Here is a 17,183-nt window from a genome sequence, read left to right as displayed (position 1 = left end):
GCGCACGGACAAAGCGGATGAGGTTGGGGCGCCTGGCCGTCCCGGAGGACGGCCAGGCGCCGTCTTCGCTGGGCGAGTGTCGCGGTTCGAGGGGCGGGCATAGGATATCGGAGTAGACATTTTGCATCGGAGGAACGGGCCTATGACATTCAATACCTTGCCGCCTCATGTTCACGCGCTTCGCCGCGGCTTGCTTGGCGGCGGATTCCCGGGCGGGGGCGCGCTCGGAAGCATGCTGGGAGGCGGCGGTTTGTTGGGCAGCATGCTGGGAGGCGGCAAGGGCGGAGGACTGCTCGGGAGCATGCTCGGCGGCGGCGGCAAAGGCGGACTTCTGGGCAGCATGCTGGGGGGCGGCTTTCCGAAGGGCGGCATGTTCGGGGGCATGCCCGGCGGCTTTGGCGGGTTTCCCGGGGGAGGCTTCCCGGGCGGCGGCCAAGGAGGCGGTTTCGGCGGATTTCCGGGGCAGGGCTTCGGCAAGTTCGGCGGGTTTCCTGGCGGAGGCTTTCCCGGAGGCGGACCGGGCGGCGGATTCCAAGGTCAGGGCTTTGGCAGCTTCGGCGGGTTTCCTGGCGGAGGCTTTCCCGGAGGCGGAGGCGGCGGATTCCAAGGTCAAGGCTTTGGCGGGTTCGGCGGAGGGTTTCCCGGCGGAGGGTTCCCGGGCGGCGGCCAAGGAGGAGGCTTCGGCGGATTTCCGGGGCAGGGCTTCGGCGCGTTCGGCGGCGGATTCCCCGGCGGAGGGCTTCCCGGTCAAGGCTTCGGTGCCTCGGGCGGCGCATTCGGAAGCGGCATGCCGGGTCAAGGCTTCGGAGGCGGGGGCTTCCCCGGCTTCCCGGGCACTCCGTTCGGCGCCGGTCCGGGAACGGGGTTTCCGGGCAGCGGTTTTGGGTCGACGTTCCCCGGCCTTCCGGGCAGCCCGTTCGGCGGCGGCATCCCAGGAGCGGGGACGGGGCCATTCGGCGGCGGATTCCCGGCCTCCGGCTTGCACAACAGCGGCATACCCGGCTGGGGCTAGCCGATCGAAGGCAGCTTGCCCAGCGGCGGGCTTGGCGCATCGGGCGCCGCCGGCAGCCATACATCGGCACTCGAAACGTCCTTTCGCGCATGCGCGAAGGGACGTTGTTTATGGAGCGGATGAAGCTTGCCGCGGGCAGCGGTTCTTTTCTCCGGGCGAGCAGGAAAAGCAGAACGGAATGCGAATGAATAACAGGAAGCGTCATAACTTCGGCCTTCCGCGGCAGCGTACGATAACGGGCATGCGGGGGAGCAGACGACGGGAAGGCGCAGGTTGCAATCCAAATCTGTAAGGGCTTACATCGGCCGGGCGGGACAAGCCCGGCACGCGCGACGTCGAACAGGAGGATGGGCATGGGGCATTCGGAACGAAACCGGACGGCGCTGGTCACGGGGGCGAGCATGGGCATCGGCAGAGGCATCGCGCTGCTGCTGGCGTCCCGCGGCTATGATCTGGCCATCGGCCATTACGCCGAGCCGGCGGAAGCGGAAGAGACGGCCGAGCGCATCCGGCGGGAATACGGCCGGGCGTGTTATGTGTTTCAGGGCGATCTGGCCGAGCCGGACATGCCGGGGCGGCTCGCCGCGTTCGCGGACGAGGCGCTCGGCGGCGTCGACGCGCTGGTGAACAATGCGGGTTTGGTGCGGTTCAAGCCGATTATCGAGCTCGACGCCGCGGAGATGGACCGGGTCTACGCGATTAATTTCCGCGCGCCGATGATGCTGATGCAGGCGGTCGCGAAGCGGATGGCGGAGCGGGGCGTCCGCGGCGCGATCGTCAACATCACATCGTCGCGGGCCGAACGCGCCTATCCGGGCGACGCGGTCTACGGCGGCCTGAAGGCGGCGCTGACGCGCGCCTCGCAGTCGATCGCGCTCGATCTCGCCCCGCGCGGCATCCGCGTCAACTGCGTCGCGCCGGGCGCGACCGCGGTGCGCGACGATCCGCGCTGGGAGCCGGGCTATGCCGAGCTCGGCGGCAAGATCCCGCTCGGCCGGATGGGACGGCCGGCGGACATCGCCGAAGCCGTCGCCTGGCTCGCGTCGGAGGAAGCGGGCTACGTTACCGGCGCCGCGATCCGCGTCGACGGCGGGCTGATATTGCCCGGGATGCCGGAGCGAAGCGGCAGTCCGGGATGGAACGCGTGAGGGCAGCACCATTTTGCGCATAAGGGAGAGGGATAAACGATGGCGAACGTGACGATTCGCGACGTCAAGACCATTTTGACGGCGCCGGAGGGCATCAATCTGGTCGTGGTGAAGATCGAGACGTCGGAGCCCGGGCTGTACGGGCTGGGCTGCGCGACGTTTACGCAGCGGTACTTGGCGGTCGCAACGGCGGTCGAGGAATACTTGAAGCCGTTCCTGATCGGCAAGGATGTACAGCGCATCGAGGACATCTGGCAGACCGCGATGGTCAGCTCGTACTGGCGCAACGGACCGGTGCTGAACAATGCGCTGTCCGGGGTCGACATGGCCTTGTGGGACATTAAAGGGAAGCTCGCCGGACTGCCGGTGTACCAGCTGCTCGGGGGCAAATGCCGGGAAGGCGCGGCGATCTACCGCCACGCGGACGGCCGCGACGAGCGCGAAGTCGAAGAGAACGTGCGCAAGTTCATGGAGCAGGGCATCCGCTACATTCGCTGCCAGATGGGCGGCTACGGCGGACGGGATCACAAGCTGCATCAGCCGGAGCAGCCGCTGGCCGGCGCGTATTTCGATCCGAAGGCGTATATGCGGAGCGTTCCGCGCCTGTTCGCGCACATCCGCGACGCGGTCGGCGAGGAAGTCGAACTGCTGCACGACATCCATGAGAGGCTCGCGCCGATCGATGCGGTCCGGCTGGCCCGCGAGCTGGAGCCTTACCGGCTCTTCTTCCTGGAGGACCCGCTCGCGCCGGAGCAGCTTGACTGGTTCGAGACGCTGCGCGCCCAGACGGCGACCCCGATCGCCATGGGCGAGCTGTTCACGCATCCGCGCGAATGGACGCCGCTGATCGCGAACCGGCTCATCGACTACATCCGCTGCCACATCAGCGCGATCGGCGGCTTGACGCCCGCGAAGAAGCTCGCTTCGCTGTGCGAGGCGTTCAGCGTGCGCACTGCTTGGCACGGCCCGGGCGACGTCTCGCCGGTGGGCCATGCGGCCAATTTGCATCTCGACGTCAGCTCGATCAATTTCGGCATCCAGGAATGGTACGGCTTCTCCGACCGGATCCGCGAAGTGTTTCCGGGCTGTCCGGAGCTGCGTTACGGCTACGCGTACGTGAACGATGCGCCCGGCTTCGGCGTCGACATCGACGAGAGAAAGGCAGCCGCTTATCCGTGCGACAACCGTCTGCCGGCATGGACGCTCGCCCGCACGCCGGACGGCACCTCGGTCCGGCCGTAACGCCGCGGCCCCGCGGGCGATCATCCGCCGGCTGTCGCAAATTCGCACGCCGGTGACATCAATTTGAAGTAAACTTCGCTTCGCCGATATGCTATGGTCAAGGTGTATCGCGAAAATGGCCTGTTATTGATCATCCTACTCATTCCTAGAAAGAAGGATCGGACCATGAGCAAAAACTTGCGTATCGGGATCATCGGAACCGGGGGCATCGCCAGAGCCCACGTCTCCGCGTACAAAAAGCTGCCTTACGTCGACATCGTCGGCGTGGCGGACGTCATTCCGGGCAAGGCGGCGGCCTTCGCCCAAGCGAACGAACTGACGGAAGCGGCGGCGTTCGACACGCACACCGAACTGCTCCGCATGGAGCTGGACGGCGTCAGCATCTGCACGCCGAACGTATCCCACCATATCACGACGGTTGATTCGCTGTGCGCGGGCAAAAACGTGCTGCTCGAGAAGCCGATGTCCGTCACGCTCCAGGAAGGCATCGAGATGACGGAAGCCGCGAAGGAAAGCGGCAAAATGCTGACGCTGGGCTTCCAGCCGCGCTACGACCCGAACATGAAGCTGCTGCAAAAGATCGTGCAATCCGGACGCCTCGGCAACGTGTACTACGTCGAGACGGGCGGCGGACGCCGCCGCGGCATGCCAGGCGGAACGTTCATCAGCAAGAAGCTCGCCGGCGCCGGCGCGATGGCGGACATCGGCTGCTACTCGCTCGACATGGCGCTGAATACGCTGGGCTACCCGCGTCCGCTGACGGTCTCCGCGCTCACGTCGAACCATTTCGGCTCCAACGCGCTGTACCATCCGGAAGCGAGCAAGTTCGAGGTCGAAGACTTCGGCGTGGCGATGGTCCGCTTCGAGAACGATCTCGTGCTGCAGTTCAAAATCTCCTGGGCGATGCACATGGACACGCTCGGCGCGACGATGTTCCTCGGCACGGACGCCGGCCTGAAGGTGACGCCTGCGGGCGCCGGCCCGTGGTCGGGCGTATGGGACGGCTCGGTCGGCTCCATCACGCTCTACCATGACGAGTTCGGCGCGCACACCTCGACGCCGATTCCGACCATCGAGCATAAATTGAACCTGTTCGACCAAAAGGTGCACGACTTCGCCGAAGCGGTGCGCGACGGCCGTCCGGCTCCGATCCCGGGCGAGCAGATCCTCATTCAGCAGGCGATCATCGACGGGGTGCTCCGCTCGGCGGAAGCCCGCCGCGAAGTGTCGATCGAGCTGCCTTACTAAGCAGCGTCCGGCCGCCTGTCCGCCGCTAATGAGGCGGGCGCGTGCCGTCCATACGCAACCTCCAAAGCCGCCGAAGCCACTTCGGCGGCTTTGCCGCGTCCAGAGCCGCTTGCGCAGGAACGCCGGCGACGGGGCCGGCGTTATGGCAGCGTACGCCATCCCCTAACCGCACCATCCCCGGCATCTACTAGATCGCATTACGAAGCGAAATGCTGCCGCTTGCGTTTTGAATCGTTTCAATAGTGGTTCATTTTCCGCTGTCATGTCCTCTGAAATTCCACGAAGATTTAAAGAAAATTTACCCAAAATCGGTATTGTAATCGCTTTATTAATGGGCTATAGTAAATATTGTAATTTGAAACGTTTCAAAAAAGATGATAGAGAATCAGAAATACGCTCGAGAGGGGGCATCCATGGCTACCATCAAAGATGTCGCGAAACAAGCCGGCGTCTCCGTCTCGACGGTGTCGTACGTGCTGAACAACGACCCGCGGGTCAGCGAGCTCACGAGACAGAAGGTGCTGTCCGTCGTCGACGCGCTCAATTATCGCCCGAACGCGACGGCACGGAACCTCAAACGGCGGAAGACGGAGACGATCGCGCTGTTTGTGACCGGGTTCGGCGGTCCGTTCTTCAGTTCGGTCATCGAAGGGCTCCAGGAGGTCGTCGAATCGAACGGCTACGACCTCATCGCTTGCAGCACCGGCAACGATTCGTCGAGCCGCTTCCTTCAGGAGAAGCTGTTCGACGCCGCCGTCATTTTCGGTCCGACCATCCCGGACGAGCTGCTCGTGCAGATGGCGTCGAGCTCCTTTCCGATCGCGGTGATGGATCGGGAACTGAAGGCGGATCACGTCCACCAGGTGTTGATCGACAACGTGCAGGGCGCGTATAACGCGACCAAGCATCTGGCCGGCCTAGGCTACCGGACGATCGGTTACCTCAGCGGAGGCGTGAATTCCTACAACAACCAGAAGCGGTTCGAAGGCTACAAGAGCGCGCTCGAGGACGCGGGGCTGCCGTTCCAGGTCGCGTACACGGCCCAAGGGCATTTCACCGAGCAAGGCGGGTACCAGGCGACCCGGTCGTTGATCATGAGCGGCAAGGTGCCGGAAGCGATCTTCTCCGCCAACGACGAGATGGCGATCGGCTGCATACAAGCGCTGACGGAGGCTGGCTACAAGGTGCCGGAAGACGTCGCGATCGTGGGCTTCGACGATCTCCGGCTGTCGTCGTACGTCCGTCCCGCGCTCACGACGATCAAACATCCGATGCGCGAATGGGGCTCCATCGTGACGCACACGATTTTCCAAGCGCTGCATGACGGGCTGGCCGAGCCCAAGAAGATCCTGCTCGACACCGAGCTTGTCGTTCGGGAGTCGTGCGGCGTGCAGCTGAAGAAGACGGTTTCGCAGTAAATCACGGTCCGTGAGGGACTAACGGGCGCCGGCGCAAACGGCGAGGGCCCGTTATCGCCAAGAAATGATTACGCTTACATTTTGGCCGCCGGTTCGCCGGCGGGCGAATTAACCATTATCGGGCAGCGAATGCCCGCAATAACAGGGGGAAACGGCGATGAAAAAATCGGTTGGCACGGTGCTCACGACCGTTCTGCTGGCAGGCTTGTTGGCCGGCTGCGGCGGCGGCAACGCGAACGGCGGCGATGCCGCGAATGCAGGGGGAAATGCCGCGAACGCGGGAGGGAACGCTGCGAATGCGGGCGGAAACGCCGCGAACAGCGGGAACGGCGCCGGCGACGACGCCGGCAATGCGAACGCCGGCACGGCGGGCAACACCGGTACGAACGCGGCTGCGGGCGGCGGCGCTTCGGGCGAGCCGGTCACGCTGAAGTTCGCGACGTGGAGCGATCCCGTCATCGAGCAGAAGAAGATCGACGCCTTCATGAAATCCCATCCGAACATCAAGATCGAAATCGACAAATCCGTCACCTGGCCGTGGGACGAGAAGCTGGGCGCGGCGGCCGCGGCGGGCAAGCTGCCGGACGTGTTCTTCGTGTTCAACGGGCCGGCGGACGTGGCGAACGGATGGCTCGCGGACATGAAACCGTACCTGGACGCGGATCCGGATTACAGCTCGGACAAGATTTTCAGCAACTTGAGCGAGACGGGGCAGTACAACGGCAAACAGTACATGCTGCCGCATCAAATGTTCATGACGGGCGTGCTCATCAACGAGGACCTGTTCAACAAAGAGAACGTGCCGCTGCCGAAGAAGAACTGGACGACGAAAGAGTTCGAAGACATCGCGAAGAAGCTGACGAAGGTAAGCGACCACCAGTTCGGCGTGGAAAACATCATCGGCGCCCGCGAAGCGTTCGTGCCGCAGTTCGACCCGTCGCTCGGCTGGCTGACCTACGACGGCACGAAATTCAACTTCGACAACCCGGCGTTCTCCGACGCGATTCATTGGATCAACAACATCGTGTACAACGATAAAACGTCGGTGGACCTGTACGAGCGCGCGGAGCAGGACAAGTGGTACGGCAAGGACAAGAGCGCCTTCGTGGCCGGCAAGGTCGGCATGAAGATCGACGCCACCTGGGCGTTCTCCGACCTCGCGAAGAACGCGAAGTTCAAGTGGAACTTCCTGCCGCTGCCGGCCGACAAGGGCCAGCGCGTGCCGATCGTGACGGACTATATCGGCATGGCGGCGAACACGAAGCATCCGAAGGAAGCGTACGAATTCATCAAGTGGCTGACGTTCTCGACGGACGGCTGGATGCAGCGCATCAACGAAATCGAGAAGCCGATCCAGACGATGCCGCTGGTCAACGACCGCGACGTGTGGGACGCGTACCTGAAGACGACGTTCACGGCGCCGGGCATCAAGGACGTCATCTCCATGATCGGCGACGGCTTCGTCGACGGCTACAAATGGCTGCCGGGCGATGCGGAAATCATCGATAAAGTGCTGAACCCGTACGATACGAAGAAAGACCTCGTGACGCTCAAAGTGAAGCCGGAAGACGTCGCGAAGGACATTCAGCAAAAAGCGATGGCGATCTTCGACAAGAACAAAACGCAAATCGACGCGGCGACCAAGTAACCGCGGGGCCGGCTCCTTTCCTTCGCGCGCGGCGCGTGGGGGAGGAGCCTATCATTTGGCAGTAAAGGAGCACGCACATGAAAAGAAGGCTTGCAGCCGTCATGTTGATCGCGGCGACGCTGTCCGGCGTCGCCGCCTCGCCCGGCGCTCCGGCGCTCCCGTCCAAGGCTTACGCGGACGACGGGAACGGAAATGGAAGCGGCGCGGGCGGACAAGCGGACACCGACAATTCGGACGTGCTCGATGCCCTGTTCGGCGGGCCCTCGAAGAGCGGCCCCGAGACCGCGCAGCCCGGCAAGCAGGACGAGGCCGGGCAGCAGGACGAGGGCGCCCGGCCGAGCGTCGGCGACGATTACGCCGACGTCCTGAAGCGTTGGCGCGCGGAAGGCGTCGCGGAAGTCGCCGGATTCCGCGCGGAGGTGGCACCGGAGGCGTTCACCGTCGGCGGAAGCAAGGCGCCGCTCACGTCCGCGGCGGACAGCAGCGGCTATGGCGCGCCGGTGTTCCGGTGGGTCGAAGGGACGCGCGAGGTCGCGTTTCATGTCCGGGTGCCGCAGGATGGGCTATACCGGGTGCGGCTGAATTATTATCCGTTGTCGGATAAGGTGATCGCCATTCAGCGCGGCATTCGGGTCAACGGCGATTACCCGTACTTTCAGGCGCGGCAGTTCGAGCTGCCGAAGTATTGGAAGAACGCCGCCTATCCGTTCGCGCAGGACCTGCTCGGCAACGACGTGCTGCCGGATCAGGTCATGCTGCCGGGCTGGCGCTCGCAGGACGTGCAGGCGCCGGCGTCGGCGGACGATCTGCCGCTGCTGTTCCGGTTTCGCGCGGGCGACAATGCCGTGACGCTGCCGTACGTCAGCGAGCCGGCGCTGCTCGGCAACGTCGTCGTCGAAAGCGCGCAGCCGCTCCCGGCCTACGCCGACTATCGCGGGGCGTCCGGGACCGAGGCGCCGGCGTATCTAGGCGCGGTGGAGGCAGAGAACATCGCGATGAAGAACGAGCCGTTCATTCGCGCCCAGGCGGACGGCAGCCCGTCCGCGGTGCCGTTCAGCAGCAAGCGGCAGCGCCTGAACGCGCTCGGCGGCGACTCCTGGCAGGTCGGCGGGCAAAGCGTGACGTGGACGTTCCAGGTGCCGGAGGACGGCGATTACAAGCTTGCGTTCAAGTACAAGCAGGGTCCGATCACGAGCGACTCGGGCACCGACATGCCCGTGTACCGCTCGCTCCGAATCGACGGCGGCGTGCCGTTCCGGGAAGCGCTCGAGCTCGCATTTCCGTACGCGGACGACTGGACCAACCGGGCGGCGTCGGGCAAGGACGGCGAGCCGTACCGGTTCCATCTGACGAAGGGCGAGCACACGCTGACGCTGACCGCCGACGATGCGCCGTACCGCGAGACGATCCGCGCGATTCAGGAGGCGATGCAGGGCGTCAACGACTTCGTCATCGAGCTGAAGATGGCGACGGGCAGCGCGCAGGATGCGAACCGGGACTGGGACCTGACGGATCAGATTCCGGACGCATCCGAGCGGCTGTCGCGGTACGCCGACCTGCTCGAGAAGCGCAACGACGAGCTGATGTCGCTCGTCGGCAGGACGACGGACGCCTCGAAGTCGCTCGTCATCTCCGCGCGCATCCTGCGCGCGCTCGCCAAGGACCCGAACGAGATTCCATACAAGACCGACCAGCTGTCCGGGGGCTCGAATTCCGTCATGCAGCTGCTCGGCAAGACGCTGGCGAAGCTGCCGAACCAGCCGCTGACGCTCGACCGGTTCTACGTCTACTCGGACAAGGAGCTGCCGTCCGCGAAAGCGGGCTTCTTCGACCGGGTGGCGTCGTACCTCTCCGTGTTCTTCGGTTCCTTCACGAAGGACTACGGCAAAATTAACGACAACGGCAGCGACGCGCTGCAAGTCTGGGTCAACCGTCCGCGCCAATACGTGATGGCGATGCAGCAGCTGGCGAACGAAGACTTCACGAAGCGGACGGGCATCAAGGTGTCGTTCTCCCTCATGCCCGACGAGACCAAGCTCATCCTCGCGAACGCCGCGGGCAATTCGCCGGACGCCGCGCTCTCGATCAACACGACGACGCCGTTCAACCTGGCGGTGCGCGGCACACTGACCGATCTGCGGCAATTTCCGGATTACGCGGAAGTCATGAAGCGGTTCTCGCCCGGGACGATGCCGCCGTACCAGTTCGACGGGGGCACGTACGCGCTGCCGGAAACCCAGGATTTCTGGGTGCTGTTCTACCGCAAGGACATCATGGACGCGCTCCATCTGCCGATACCGGACACAATGGACGACGTGAAGAAGCTGCTGCCGGAGCTGCAGCGATACGGCCTGAACTTCTACGATCCGCTCGCGCAGACCGGCGGCAACAAGCAGATCTGGCTGACGTCGCCGTTCATCTATCAGCACGGCGGCGAGCTGTTCTCGGCAGACGGCGGGAAGACGGCGATAGACAGCGAGCAGGCGATCGCGGGCATCAAGGAAATGACCGACCTGTTCACGGTCTACAATATGCCGCTGAACGTGCCGAATTTCTATAATCACTTCCGCGACGGCAGCTTGCCGATCGGCATCTCGAATTTCACGACGTACGTCCAGCTGACGGCAGCGGCGCCGGAGATCAGCGGCCTGTGGAAAATCGCGCCGATGCCCGGCGTGAAGAACGAGGACGGCACGGTGGAGCGCTGGGCGGCGGGCACGGCGCAGACGTCGATGATCTTCAAGAACAGCAAGAAGCAGCAGCAAGCGTGGGAGCTGTTGAAATGGTGGACCTCCGCCGATACGCAGGAGCAGTTCGGCAACCGGATGCAGACGATCTACGGGCCGACCTTCATGTGGAACACGGCGAACCTGGACGCCTTCGAGGAGATGGCCTGGCCGGCCGACGATATCCAGGTCGTGCGGGAGCAGTGGAAGTGGCTGAAGGATACGCCGCATATTCCGGGCGATTATATGCTCGAACGGCAGCTCAGCGATGCCTGGAACAAGATCGTGTTCGACGGCGTCAATCCGCGGCGCGCCATCGAGGACGCGACGATCTTGACCAATCGCGAGCTCGCGAAAAAGCTGGAGGAATTCGGCTTCATGAAGAACGGCGCCTGGGTGAAGAAGCTTCAGGTTCCGGAGCTCCCCGGCGCGGAAAGGCGGGATGACCAGTGAGCCAATCGACCCTTGCGCGGGCAAGCGCCGACGCCGGCGCCCGGCCGGCCGCGAAGAAAACGATGAAGCGCTCGGCGCGGGAGGAACTGTCGGCCTATCTGTTCCTCAGCCCGTTCCTGATTCTGTTCGCGCTCTTCATCATCATTCCGGTCGGGGCGGCGATCGTGCTCTCCTTCACGTACTTCAACACGGTGCAGCGGCCGTCGTTCATCGGCCTGCAAAACTACGTGAATCTCTTGACGCAGGACAGCGAATTCATGATGTACGTCCTGCCGAATACGATCAAGTTCGCCCTGCTCGTCGGCCCCGGCGGCTACATCCTGTCCTTCTGGCTCGCGTGGCTGCTGTCGCAGATCTCGAGGAAGCCGCGGACCGTGCTCGCGCTCGTATTGTATTCGCCGTCCATGACGGCCGGCGTGGCGATGACGGTCATCTGGCTCACGCTGTTCAGCGGCGACAGCGCGGGCTATCTGAACGCGACGCTGCTGAAGCTGGGCGTCATTCATCAGCCGGTCCAATGGACGCAATCGCCGCATTACCTGATGCCGATCATGGTGATCGTCACGCTCTGGAACAGCATGGGCGTCGGCTTCCTCGCGATGCTGGCCGGCATTCTGAACATCAACAAAGAGATGTACGAAGCCGGGTATATCGACGGCATTCGGAACCGGCTGCAGGAGGTCTGGTACATCACGATTCCGTCCATGAAGCCGCAGATGCTGTTCGGCGCGGTCATGGCGGTCGTCGGCACGTTCCAGGCCGGCGAGATCGGCGTTCAGCTGTCGGGTACGAATCCGACCCCGCAATATTCGGGGCAGCTGCTAATCAACCATATCGCCGACTACGGCTTCATCCGGTACGACATGGGGTACGCCTCCGCCGTCTCGGTCGTGCTGCTGCTGATCATTTACGGCTTCTCCAAGCTGGCCTGGCGGCTGTTCGGCGAGAAGGATTGAGGGCGGCGATGGCCGCGAATCGACTAATACGAGTAAGAAGGTGGTCCGGTGGCATCTTTTCACGGCAATAAAATCAATCCGAGCCGCTTCGGCTTCGGGCAGCTGAAATTTTACGCGGTCCTCGTCCCGCTGGGCTTCGTCATGGTTCTGCCGATCGTCTTCATGTTTTCGCAAGCGCTGAAACCGCTGGACGAGCTGTTCTTGTTTCCGCCGGCGTTTCTCGTGCATAAGCCGACCTTCGAGAATCTCTCCATGCTGCTCAGCCTGAAAGACATGAGCGTCATTCCGGTGACCAAATACCTGTTCAACAGCATCGTCGTGTCGGGCATCGTCGTGTCCCTCTCGCTGCTGACGAGCGCGATGGCGGGCTACGCGCTGTCCAAGAAACGGTTCCGGCTGCGCAAGGTCATCTTCGAGATCAACACGATCGCGCTCATGTTCGTGCCGGCGGCGGTGACGATTCCCCGGTACTTGATCATCGAGAAGCTCGGGCTGATCAATACCTACTGGGGGCACCTGCTCCCGCTGCTCGCGCTGCCCGTCGGCGTGTTCCTGGTCAAGCAGTTCGTTGACCAGATTCCGAACGAGCTGCTCGAGGCGGCGGCGATGGACGGCGCGCGGGACCGGTACGTGTTCGCGCGGATCGTCCTGCCGCTGATCGCGCCGGCCATGGCCACCGTGGCGATCTTGGCGTTCCAGACGGTGTGGAACAACGCGGAGACGTCGAGCTTGTACATGAGCAAGGAGACGCTGAAGACGTTCGCGTTCTATATGACGACGCTCAGCTCGACGGTCGGCAACAACGTGGCCGGCCAAGGGGTGGCCGCGGCCGCCGCGCTTATCATGTTCATCCCGAATTTGATCATCTTCATCTTCATGCAGAGCAGAGTCATGGATACGATGGCGCACTCGGGGCTGAAGTAGGGAAGGGAGACGCTCAACGTGAAATGGAAATCGCTTATCGCGGCTGCCGTCGCCTTCGCGCTGCTGGCGGCCGCCTTTCCCCGCCCCGCCGGCGCCGCGCGCTACGACGCCTTCACGTTCAAGCAGAACGGGCAGCCGCGGCTGACGCAGACCGCGTACGTGCCGATGGGCGCCATCGACGGCTACAGCATGTTCGGCGCGGGAGCCGCGGAGCGGGAGAAGAAGGGCGAGCTGACGGCGGCGCTCGACCAGCCGCAGGATATCTTCATCGACGCGCGCGGCCATATCTACGTCGCCGATACCGGCAACAGCCGCGTGCTGGAACTAGGCGCGCAGGGAAGCGTGATCCGCATCGTCGGCGAAGGCGAGCTCGACGAGCCGACCGGCCTCTACGTCGACGCCGCAGGGAAGCTGTACGTCGCCGATCACGGCGCGGAGCGGGTGTTCGTCTACGGGCCGGACGGCCGGAAGCAGGCGGAGATCGGCAAGCCGGCGTCCCTGCTCTTCGGCAAGAGCAACGCGTTCAAGCCGCGCAAAATCACCGTCGACCTGCGGGGCAACCTGTACGTCGTTGGCGAGGGCCTCGTCCAGGGCCTCGCCCAGCTGAGTCCGGACGGCAGCTTCCTCGGCTACTTCGGGGCGAACCGCGTCGGCTTCAGCCTGGAGCGTTCGCTGCAGAAGCTGTTCTTCACGCGCAAGCAGCTGAGCCAGCTCTCGCAGAAGCTGCCGCCTTCGCCGAGCAATGTGGCCATCGGCGGGGACGGCCTCGTCTTCACCGCGACCGTGGGGCTCGAAGGGGCCAGCATCAAGAAGCTGAACGTCGCCGGCGATAATTTGCTGCACACTTCTTCGTACATGAGCGGCAATATCGCGGACGTGACCGTCGACCGCATGGGCAATATTTACGCCGCGGACGCCGTGGAGGGCTTCATCTACGTCTATGACAAGGACGGCAGCCTCCTCTTCGGTTTCGGCGGCATGGACGCGGGCTATCAGAGCCTCGGTTACTTCACGTCGCCTTCGGGCATCGCGGTGAGCGGCAGCGGCTTGCTGTACGTGCTCGACAAGGAGCGCGGCAACGTTCAGATCTTCAAGCCGACGCCGTTCGCGACGCTCGTGAACAAGGCGGTGTCGCTCTACCTCGACGGCAAGTACGTCGACAGCCTGGAGCCGTGGCGCGAGGTACTGCGGCTCGACAGCCTGTTCGACCTGGCCCATCTCGGCCTCGGCCTTGCCTACTACAAGCAGGGGCGCTTCGACGAAGCGTTCGACGAGCTGAAGTTCGCCAAGAATGCGGGCGAATACTCCAACACGTATTGGGAGCTGCGGCGGGAATGGCTGATGAAGCACGCGTCGACGGTGATGCTGCTGCTCGCCGGAATCGCCGCTGCGTGGATGATCCTGAAGCGGCTGCATCGCCGGTTCGGCTTCGGGGCGCCCGTCGTGAACGCGGCGAGACGAACGGGCCGCGTCCCGCTCGTCGGCCAGCTGCTCCACGTCTTCCGCATGCTGCGGCATCCGATCGACGGGTTCGAGGAGCTGACGAACGGGAAGGCGTCCGTATTATCCGCCTTCATTCTGCTCGTGCTGTTCGCGGCGGTTCGGCTCTACGAGGTGTTTCAGACGAGCTTCATCTTCAGCGGCGTCGATCCGCTGCGAGTGAGCATCCCGACCGAGCTGCTCAAGCTGCTCGTGCCGCTGTTCGCGTGGATCGTCTGCAATTACATGGTCAGCGTCATCAACGACGGCGAGGGCAAATTCCGGGACGTCCTCAAGGGCTCGGTCTACGCGCTCAGCCCGTACCTGCTGTTCGGCGCGCCGCTGACCGTCCTGTCCAAGGGGCTGACCTTGATGGAGTCGGTCGTCTACGATTACGGCCGCATCTTGATCGTGGGGTGGTGCGTCGTGCTGTTCATCTTGATGGTGAAGGAAATCCACGGCTACGAATTCAAGGAAACGTTCAAAAACATCGCGATCACGGTGTCCGGCATGGTCATTATGGCGGTCATCGCCTTTATTTTCTTCGGCTTGTCCAGTCAGGTGTGGGACTTTGTGCGGAGCATCGCGGAAGAGGTGAAATACCGTGGCTAAACGAAAGCAAGCCGTTCGGATCGGTCTCGGCCTGGCTGCGATCGCGCTCGCGGGCTCCATCGCGCACGCCTTCGGAGAGACCCCGGATACCGGGGGCGGCCCGGCGCCCGGCGCGTCCCTGGGCGACCGGGAAGAACAGGCCTTCTTCCGGTCCAACCGGTTCACGATGCCGGAGCCTGCGCGCGCGGACGTGCCGAAGACGGCCGTCGGCCAAGGATACACGCGGATCGGCGAGAATGCCGGATTGGAACTGTATATGAACATGGCCACCTGCGCCATCGCGGTCAAGAACAAGGCGACCGGCTACGTGTGGTCCTCGCTGCCCGATCCGAAGACGATGGGCGGCGAGGAATTGAATGAGGATTGGCTGAACGCCATGCAATCGCCGTTCCTGTTCGATTACTTTCAGGGGGACGACGCAACGCCGGCATCGAGCAATTACCGTTCCCAGCACGGCAAGGCCCTGTCGGCCAAGCCGGTTCAGGGCGGGATGGACGTCACCTACGCGCTGCCGGACCTCGGCATCACGTTTACCGTCCGCACGCTCCTCGACGAGCAAGGGCTCGTCGTCTCCGTGCCGGACGACGCGATCGCGGAGAAGGGGAGCGGGCGGCTGGCCGCCGTTCAGCTCTATCCGTTCCTCGGCTCCGTCCGTCAGGCGGACGTACCGGGCTATCTGTTCATTCCCGACGGCAGCGGCGCGCTGATCCGGTTCCGCGACCAGCAGTCGAGGTTCGACGAACCGTACGTCGGCGAGATCTACGGCAGCGACGCCGCGACGACCGGCTTCGACTTCGCGAACGCCGTCTCGTATCCGGTGTTCGGCATCGTGCACGGCGCGGGGCAAAACGCGCTGATGGGCATCGTCGAGCAGGGGAAGGCGAACGCGGAAATCGTCGCGTACCCGAGCGGCGTCAACACGAACTATTACTGGGTGTCGCCGCGCTTCAAAATCCGGTCCGCGTATTTCCAGCCGACGAGCCAATCGATGGGCGGGATCAATACGTTCACGAAAGCCCGGACCGAAGGCGACAAATCGACGCGCTACGTGTTCCTGAGCGGCCGCGAAGCGGATTATGCCGGCATGGCCGCGGCATATCGCGCCTACCTGCAGCGCGGCGGCCTGCTGCCGGAGCAGCCGAAGCCTGCGGCCTCCGATGAAAGCCGGGACGTGCCGGTGGAGATCGATTTTCTCGGCGGCGACATCGAGCCCGGCCTGATCGGGCGACATGTGCTGAAGCTGACGTCCTTCGAAGAGGCGAAGGCGATTCTCGAGGACTTGCGCAAGCAGGGGGTTACCCGCGTGACGGCGGTGCTGAAAGGGTGGAACAGCGGCGGCCTGAACGGCGCGCGTCCCGCCAAACCTGTGTTCGCAAGCGAGCTCGGCGGCCGCTCCGGCTTCGAGGCGCTTCGCGACTACGCCGCGGCGCAGGGCATTGCGCTCAGCCTGGAAACCGACTATACCGACCTGCTGAAGGGCAGCCCGCGGACCGACGTCCGCTCGGACGCGACCCGGATGATCACCGACCGGCTGCTGGAGTATCCGTTCGTGAGCAAGTTCGTCAGCAGCCTGTACAAGGACTTGACCGGCTACTACTTGCGCCCGCAATCCGCGCTGCGCCTCGCGAAGGACGACTTCGGCGCCTTCCGCGGGGACGGACTGACGAGCCTGGCGCTGAACGGCACCGGCTCCACGCTGTTCTCGGATTACGGCGGCAAGACGCCGCTGACCCGCACCGGCGCAATGGGAACGTACGGCAAGCTGCTGGAAGAAGCGGACAAGCAGTCGCTTCGGCTCCTGGTGAACCGCCCGAACGACTACATGCTGAAAGGAACGTCCGCGTACCTCGGCATGCCGCTGGAATCGTCGCAGTTCATGTACGCGACCGACACGGTGCCGTTCGTCGAGATGGTGCTTCACGGCGTCGTCGATTACTACGCGAGCGACGCCAACCATCAGGCGGACCCGGAGGAGGACGTGCTCCGGATGATCGAATACGGGGCGTATCCGTCCTTCGTCATCACGAAGGAGCCGTCCTGGAAGCTGCAGAATACGCCGTCTAGCGACCAATTCTCCACCGCGTACGACGATTGGGCGCCGGAGATCAAGCGCCGGTACGATTTGGCGAACGAAGCGCTGAAGCCGGTACAGGGCGCGTACATGACCGGACGCGAGGTGCCCGAGTACGGCATCGTGAAAGTGAGCTATTCGAGTGGCGCAACGATCTGGGTGAACTATACCGGGCGGGATTACCGCAGCGGCGCGGTCACGGTCAAGGCGCGCGGATATACGGTGACGGGAGGAGGCGAGCCATGA

11 protein-coding genes are annotated in these 17,183 nt (G+C 63.8%); all 11 read left to right on the top strand.

All coding sequences use genetic code 11. The features are described from left to right. The first annotated feature begins 142 nt into the window (after positions 1-142). The 11 genes from ACFPB1_RS14470 (at position 143) to ACFPB1_RS14420 (ending at position 17,183) form a co-directional block, all read left to right on the top strand. Positions 143-1,012 carry a hypothetical protein gene (locus ACFPB1_RS14470; RefSeq protein ID WP_379226430.1) on the top strand — a complete coding sequence of 290 codons (870 nt, stop codon included), beginning with the start codon at positions 143-145 and terminating at the stop codon, positions 1,010-1,012. Between the two features lie 353 nt (positions 1,013-1,365). After that, on the top strand, positions 1,366-2,160 hold the full coding sequence (locus tag ACFPB1_RS14465) for an SDR family NAD(P)-dependent oxidoreductase (protein ID WP_379226428.1): 795 nt from the start codon (positions 1,366-1,368) through the stop codon (positions 2,158-2,160). 39 nt (positions 2,161-2,199) lie between these two features. Beyond that, positions 2,200-3,402, top strand: a complete 1,203-nt coding sequence (locus ACFPB1_RS14460; protein WP_379226426.1) for an enolase C-terminal domain-like protein — start codon at positions 2,200-2,202, stop codon at positions 3,400-3,402. 165 nt (positions 3,403-3,567) lie between these two features. Further along, complete coding sequence (locus tag ACFPB1_RS14455) at positions 3,568-4,650, top strand: Gfo/Idh/MocA family protein (RefSeq protein WP_379226424.1); 1,083 nt, start codon at positions 3,568-3,570, stop codon at positions 4,648-4,650. Positions 4,651-5,063: 413 nt separating this feature from the next. Continuing rightward, positions 5,064-6,068 (top strand): LacI family DNA-binding transcriptional regulator, encoded by a 1,005-nt coding sequence (locus ACFPB1_RS14450; RefSeq protein ID WP_379226421.1) that lies wholly within the window; start codon positions 5,064-5,066, stop codon positions 6,066-6,068. A 157-nt stretch (positions 6,069-6,225) separates the two neighbouring features. Then, positions 6,226-7,716: an extracellular solute-binding protein gene (locus ACFPB1_RS14445; RefSeq protein ID WP_379226419.1), complete on the top strand. Its 1,491-nt coding sequence runs from the start codon at positions 6,226-6,228 to the stop codon at positions 7,714-7,716. A 77-nt stretch (positions 7,717-7,793) separates the two neighbouring features. Further along, positions 7,794-10,895 carry an extracellular solute-binding protein gene (locus tag ACFPB1_RS14440; RefSeq protein ID WP_379226417.1) on the top strand — a complete coding sequence of 1,034 codons (3,102 nt, stop codon included), beginning with the start codon at positions 7,794-7,796 and terminating at the stop codon, positions 10,893-10,895. Positions 10,896-10,957: 62 nt separating this feature from the next. Beyond that, positions 10,958-11,851 carry a carbohydrate ABC transporter permease gene (locus tag ACFPB1_RS14435; protein WP_379226555.1) on the top strand — a complete coding sequence of 298 codons (894 nt, stop codon included), beginning with the start codon at positions 10,958-10,960 and terminating at the stop codon, positions 11,849-11,851. A 48-nt stretch (positions 11,852-11,899) separates the two neighbouring features. Next, the gene (locus ACFPB1_RS14430; RefSeq protein WP_379226414.1) at positions 11,900-12,775 is read left to right on the top strand and encodes a carbohydrate ABC transporter permease; all 876 of its coding nucleotides are present in this window, start codon (positions 11,900-11,902) and stop codon (positions 12,773-12,775) included. A gap of 18 nt (positions 12,776-12,793) precedes the next feature. Next, complete coding sequence (locus ACFPB1_RS14425) at positions 12,794-14,866, top strand: YIP1 family protein (protein WP_379226413.1); 2,073 nt, start codon at positions 12,794-12,796, stop codon at positions 14,864-14,866. Then, positions 14,859-17,183, top strand: coding sequence for a DUF5696 domain-containing protein (locus tag ACFPB1_RS14420; protein ID WP_379226411.1), 2,325 nt, complete (start codon positions 14,859-14,861; stop codon positions 17,181-17,183). The genes ACFPB1_RS14425 and ACFPB1_RS14420 overlap by 8 nt, the downstream gene beginning before the upstream one ends.

The sequence above is a fragment of the Paenibacillus sp. GCM10023250 genome, assembly GCF_042653205.1.
Taxonomy (GTDB): domain Bacteria; phylum Bacillota; class Bacilli; order Paenibacillales; family Paenibacillaceae; genus Paenibacillus_Z.
The sequence above is the reverse complement of the archived record's forward strand: the minus strand, read 5'-3'. Positions and strand labels throughout refer to the sequence as shown.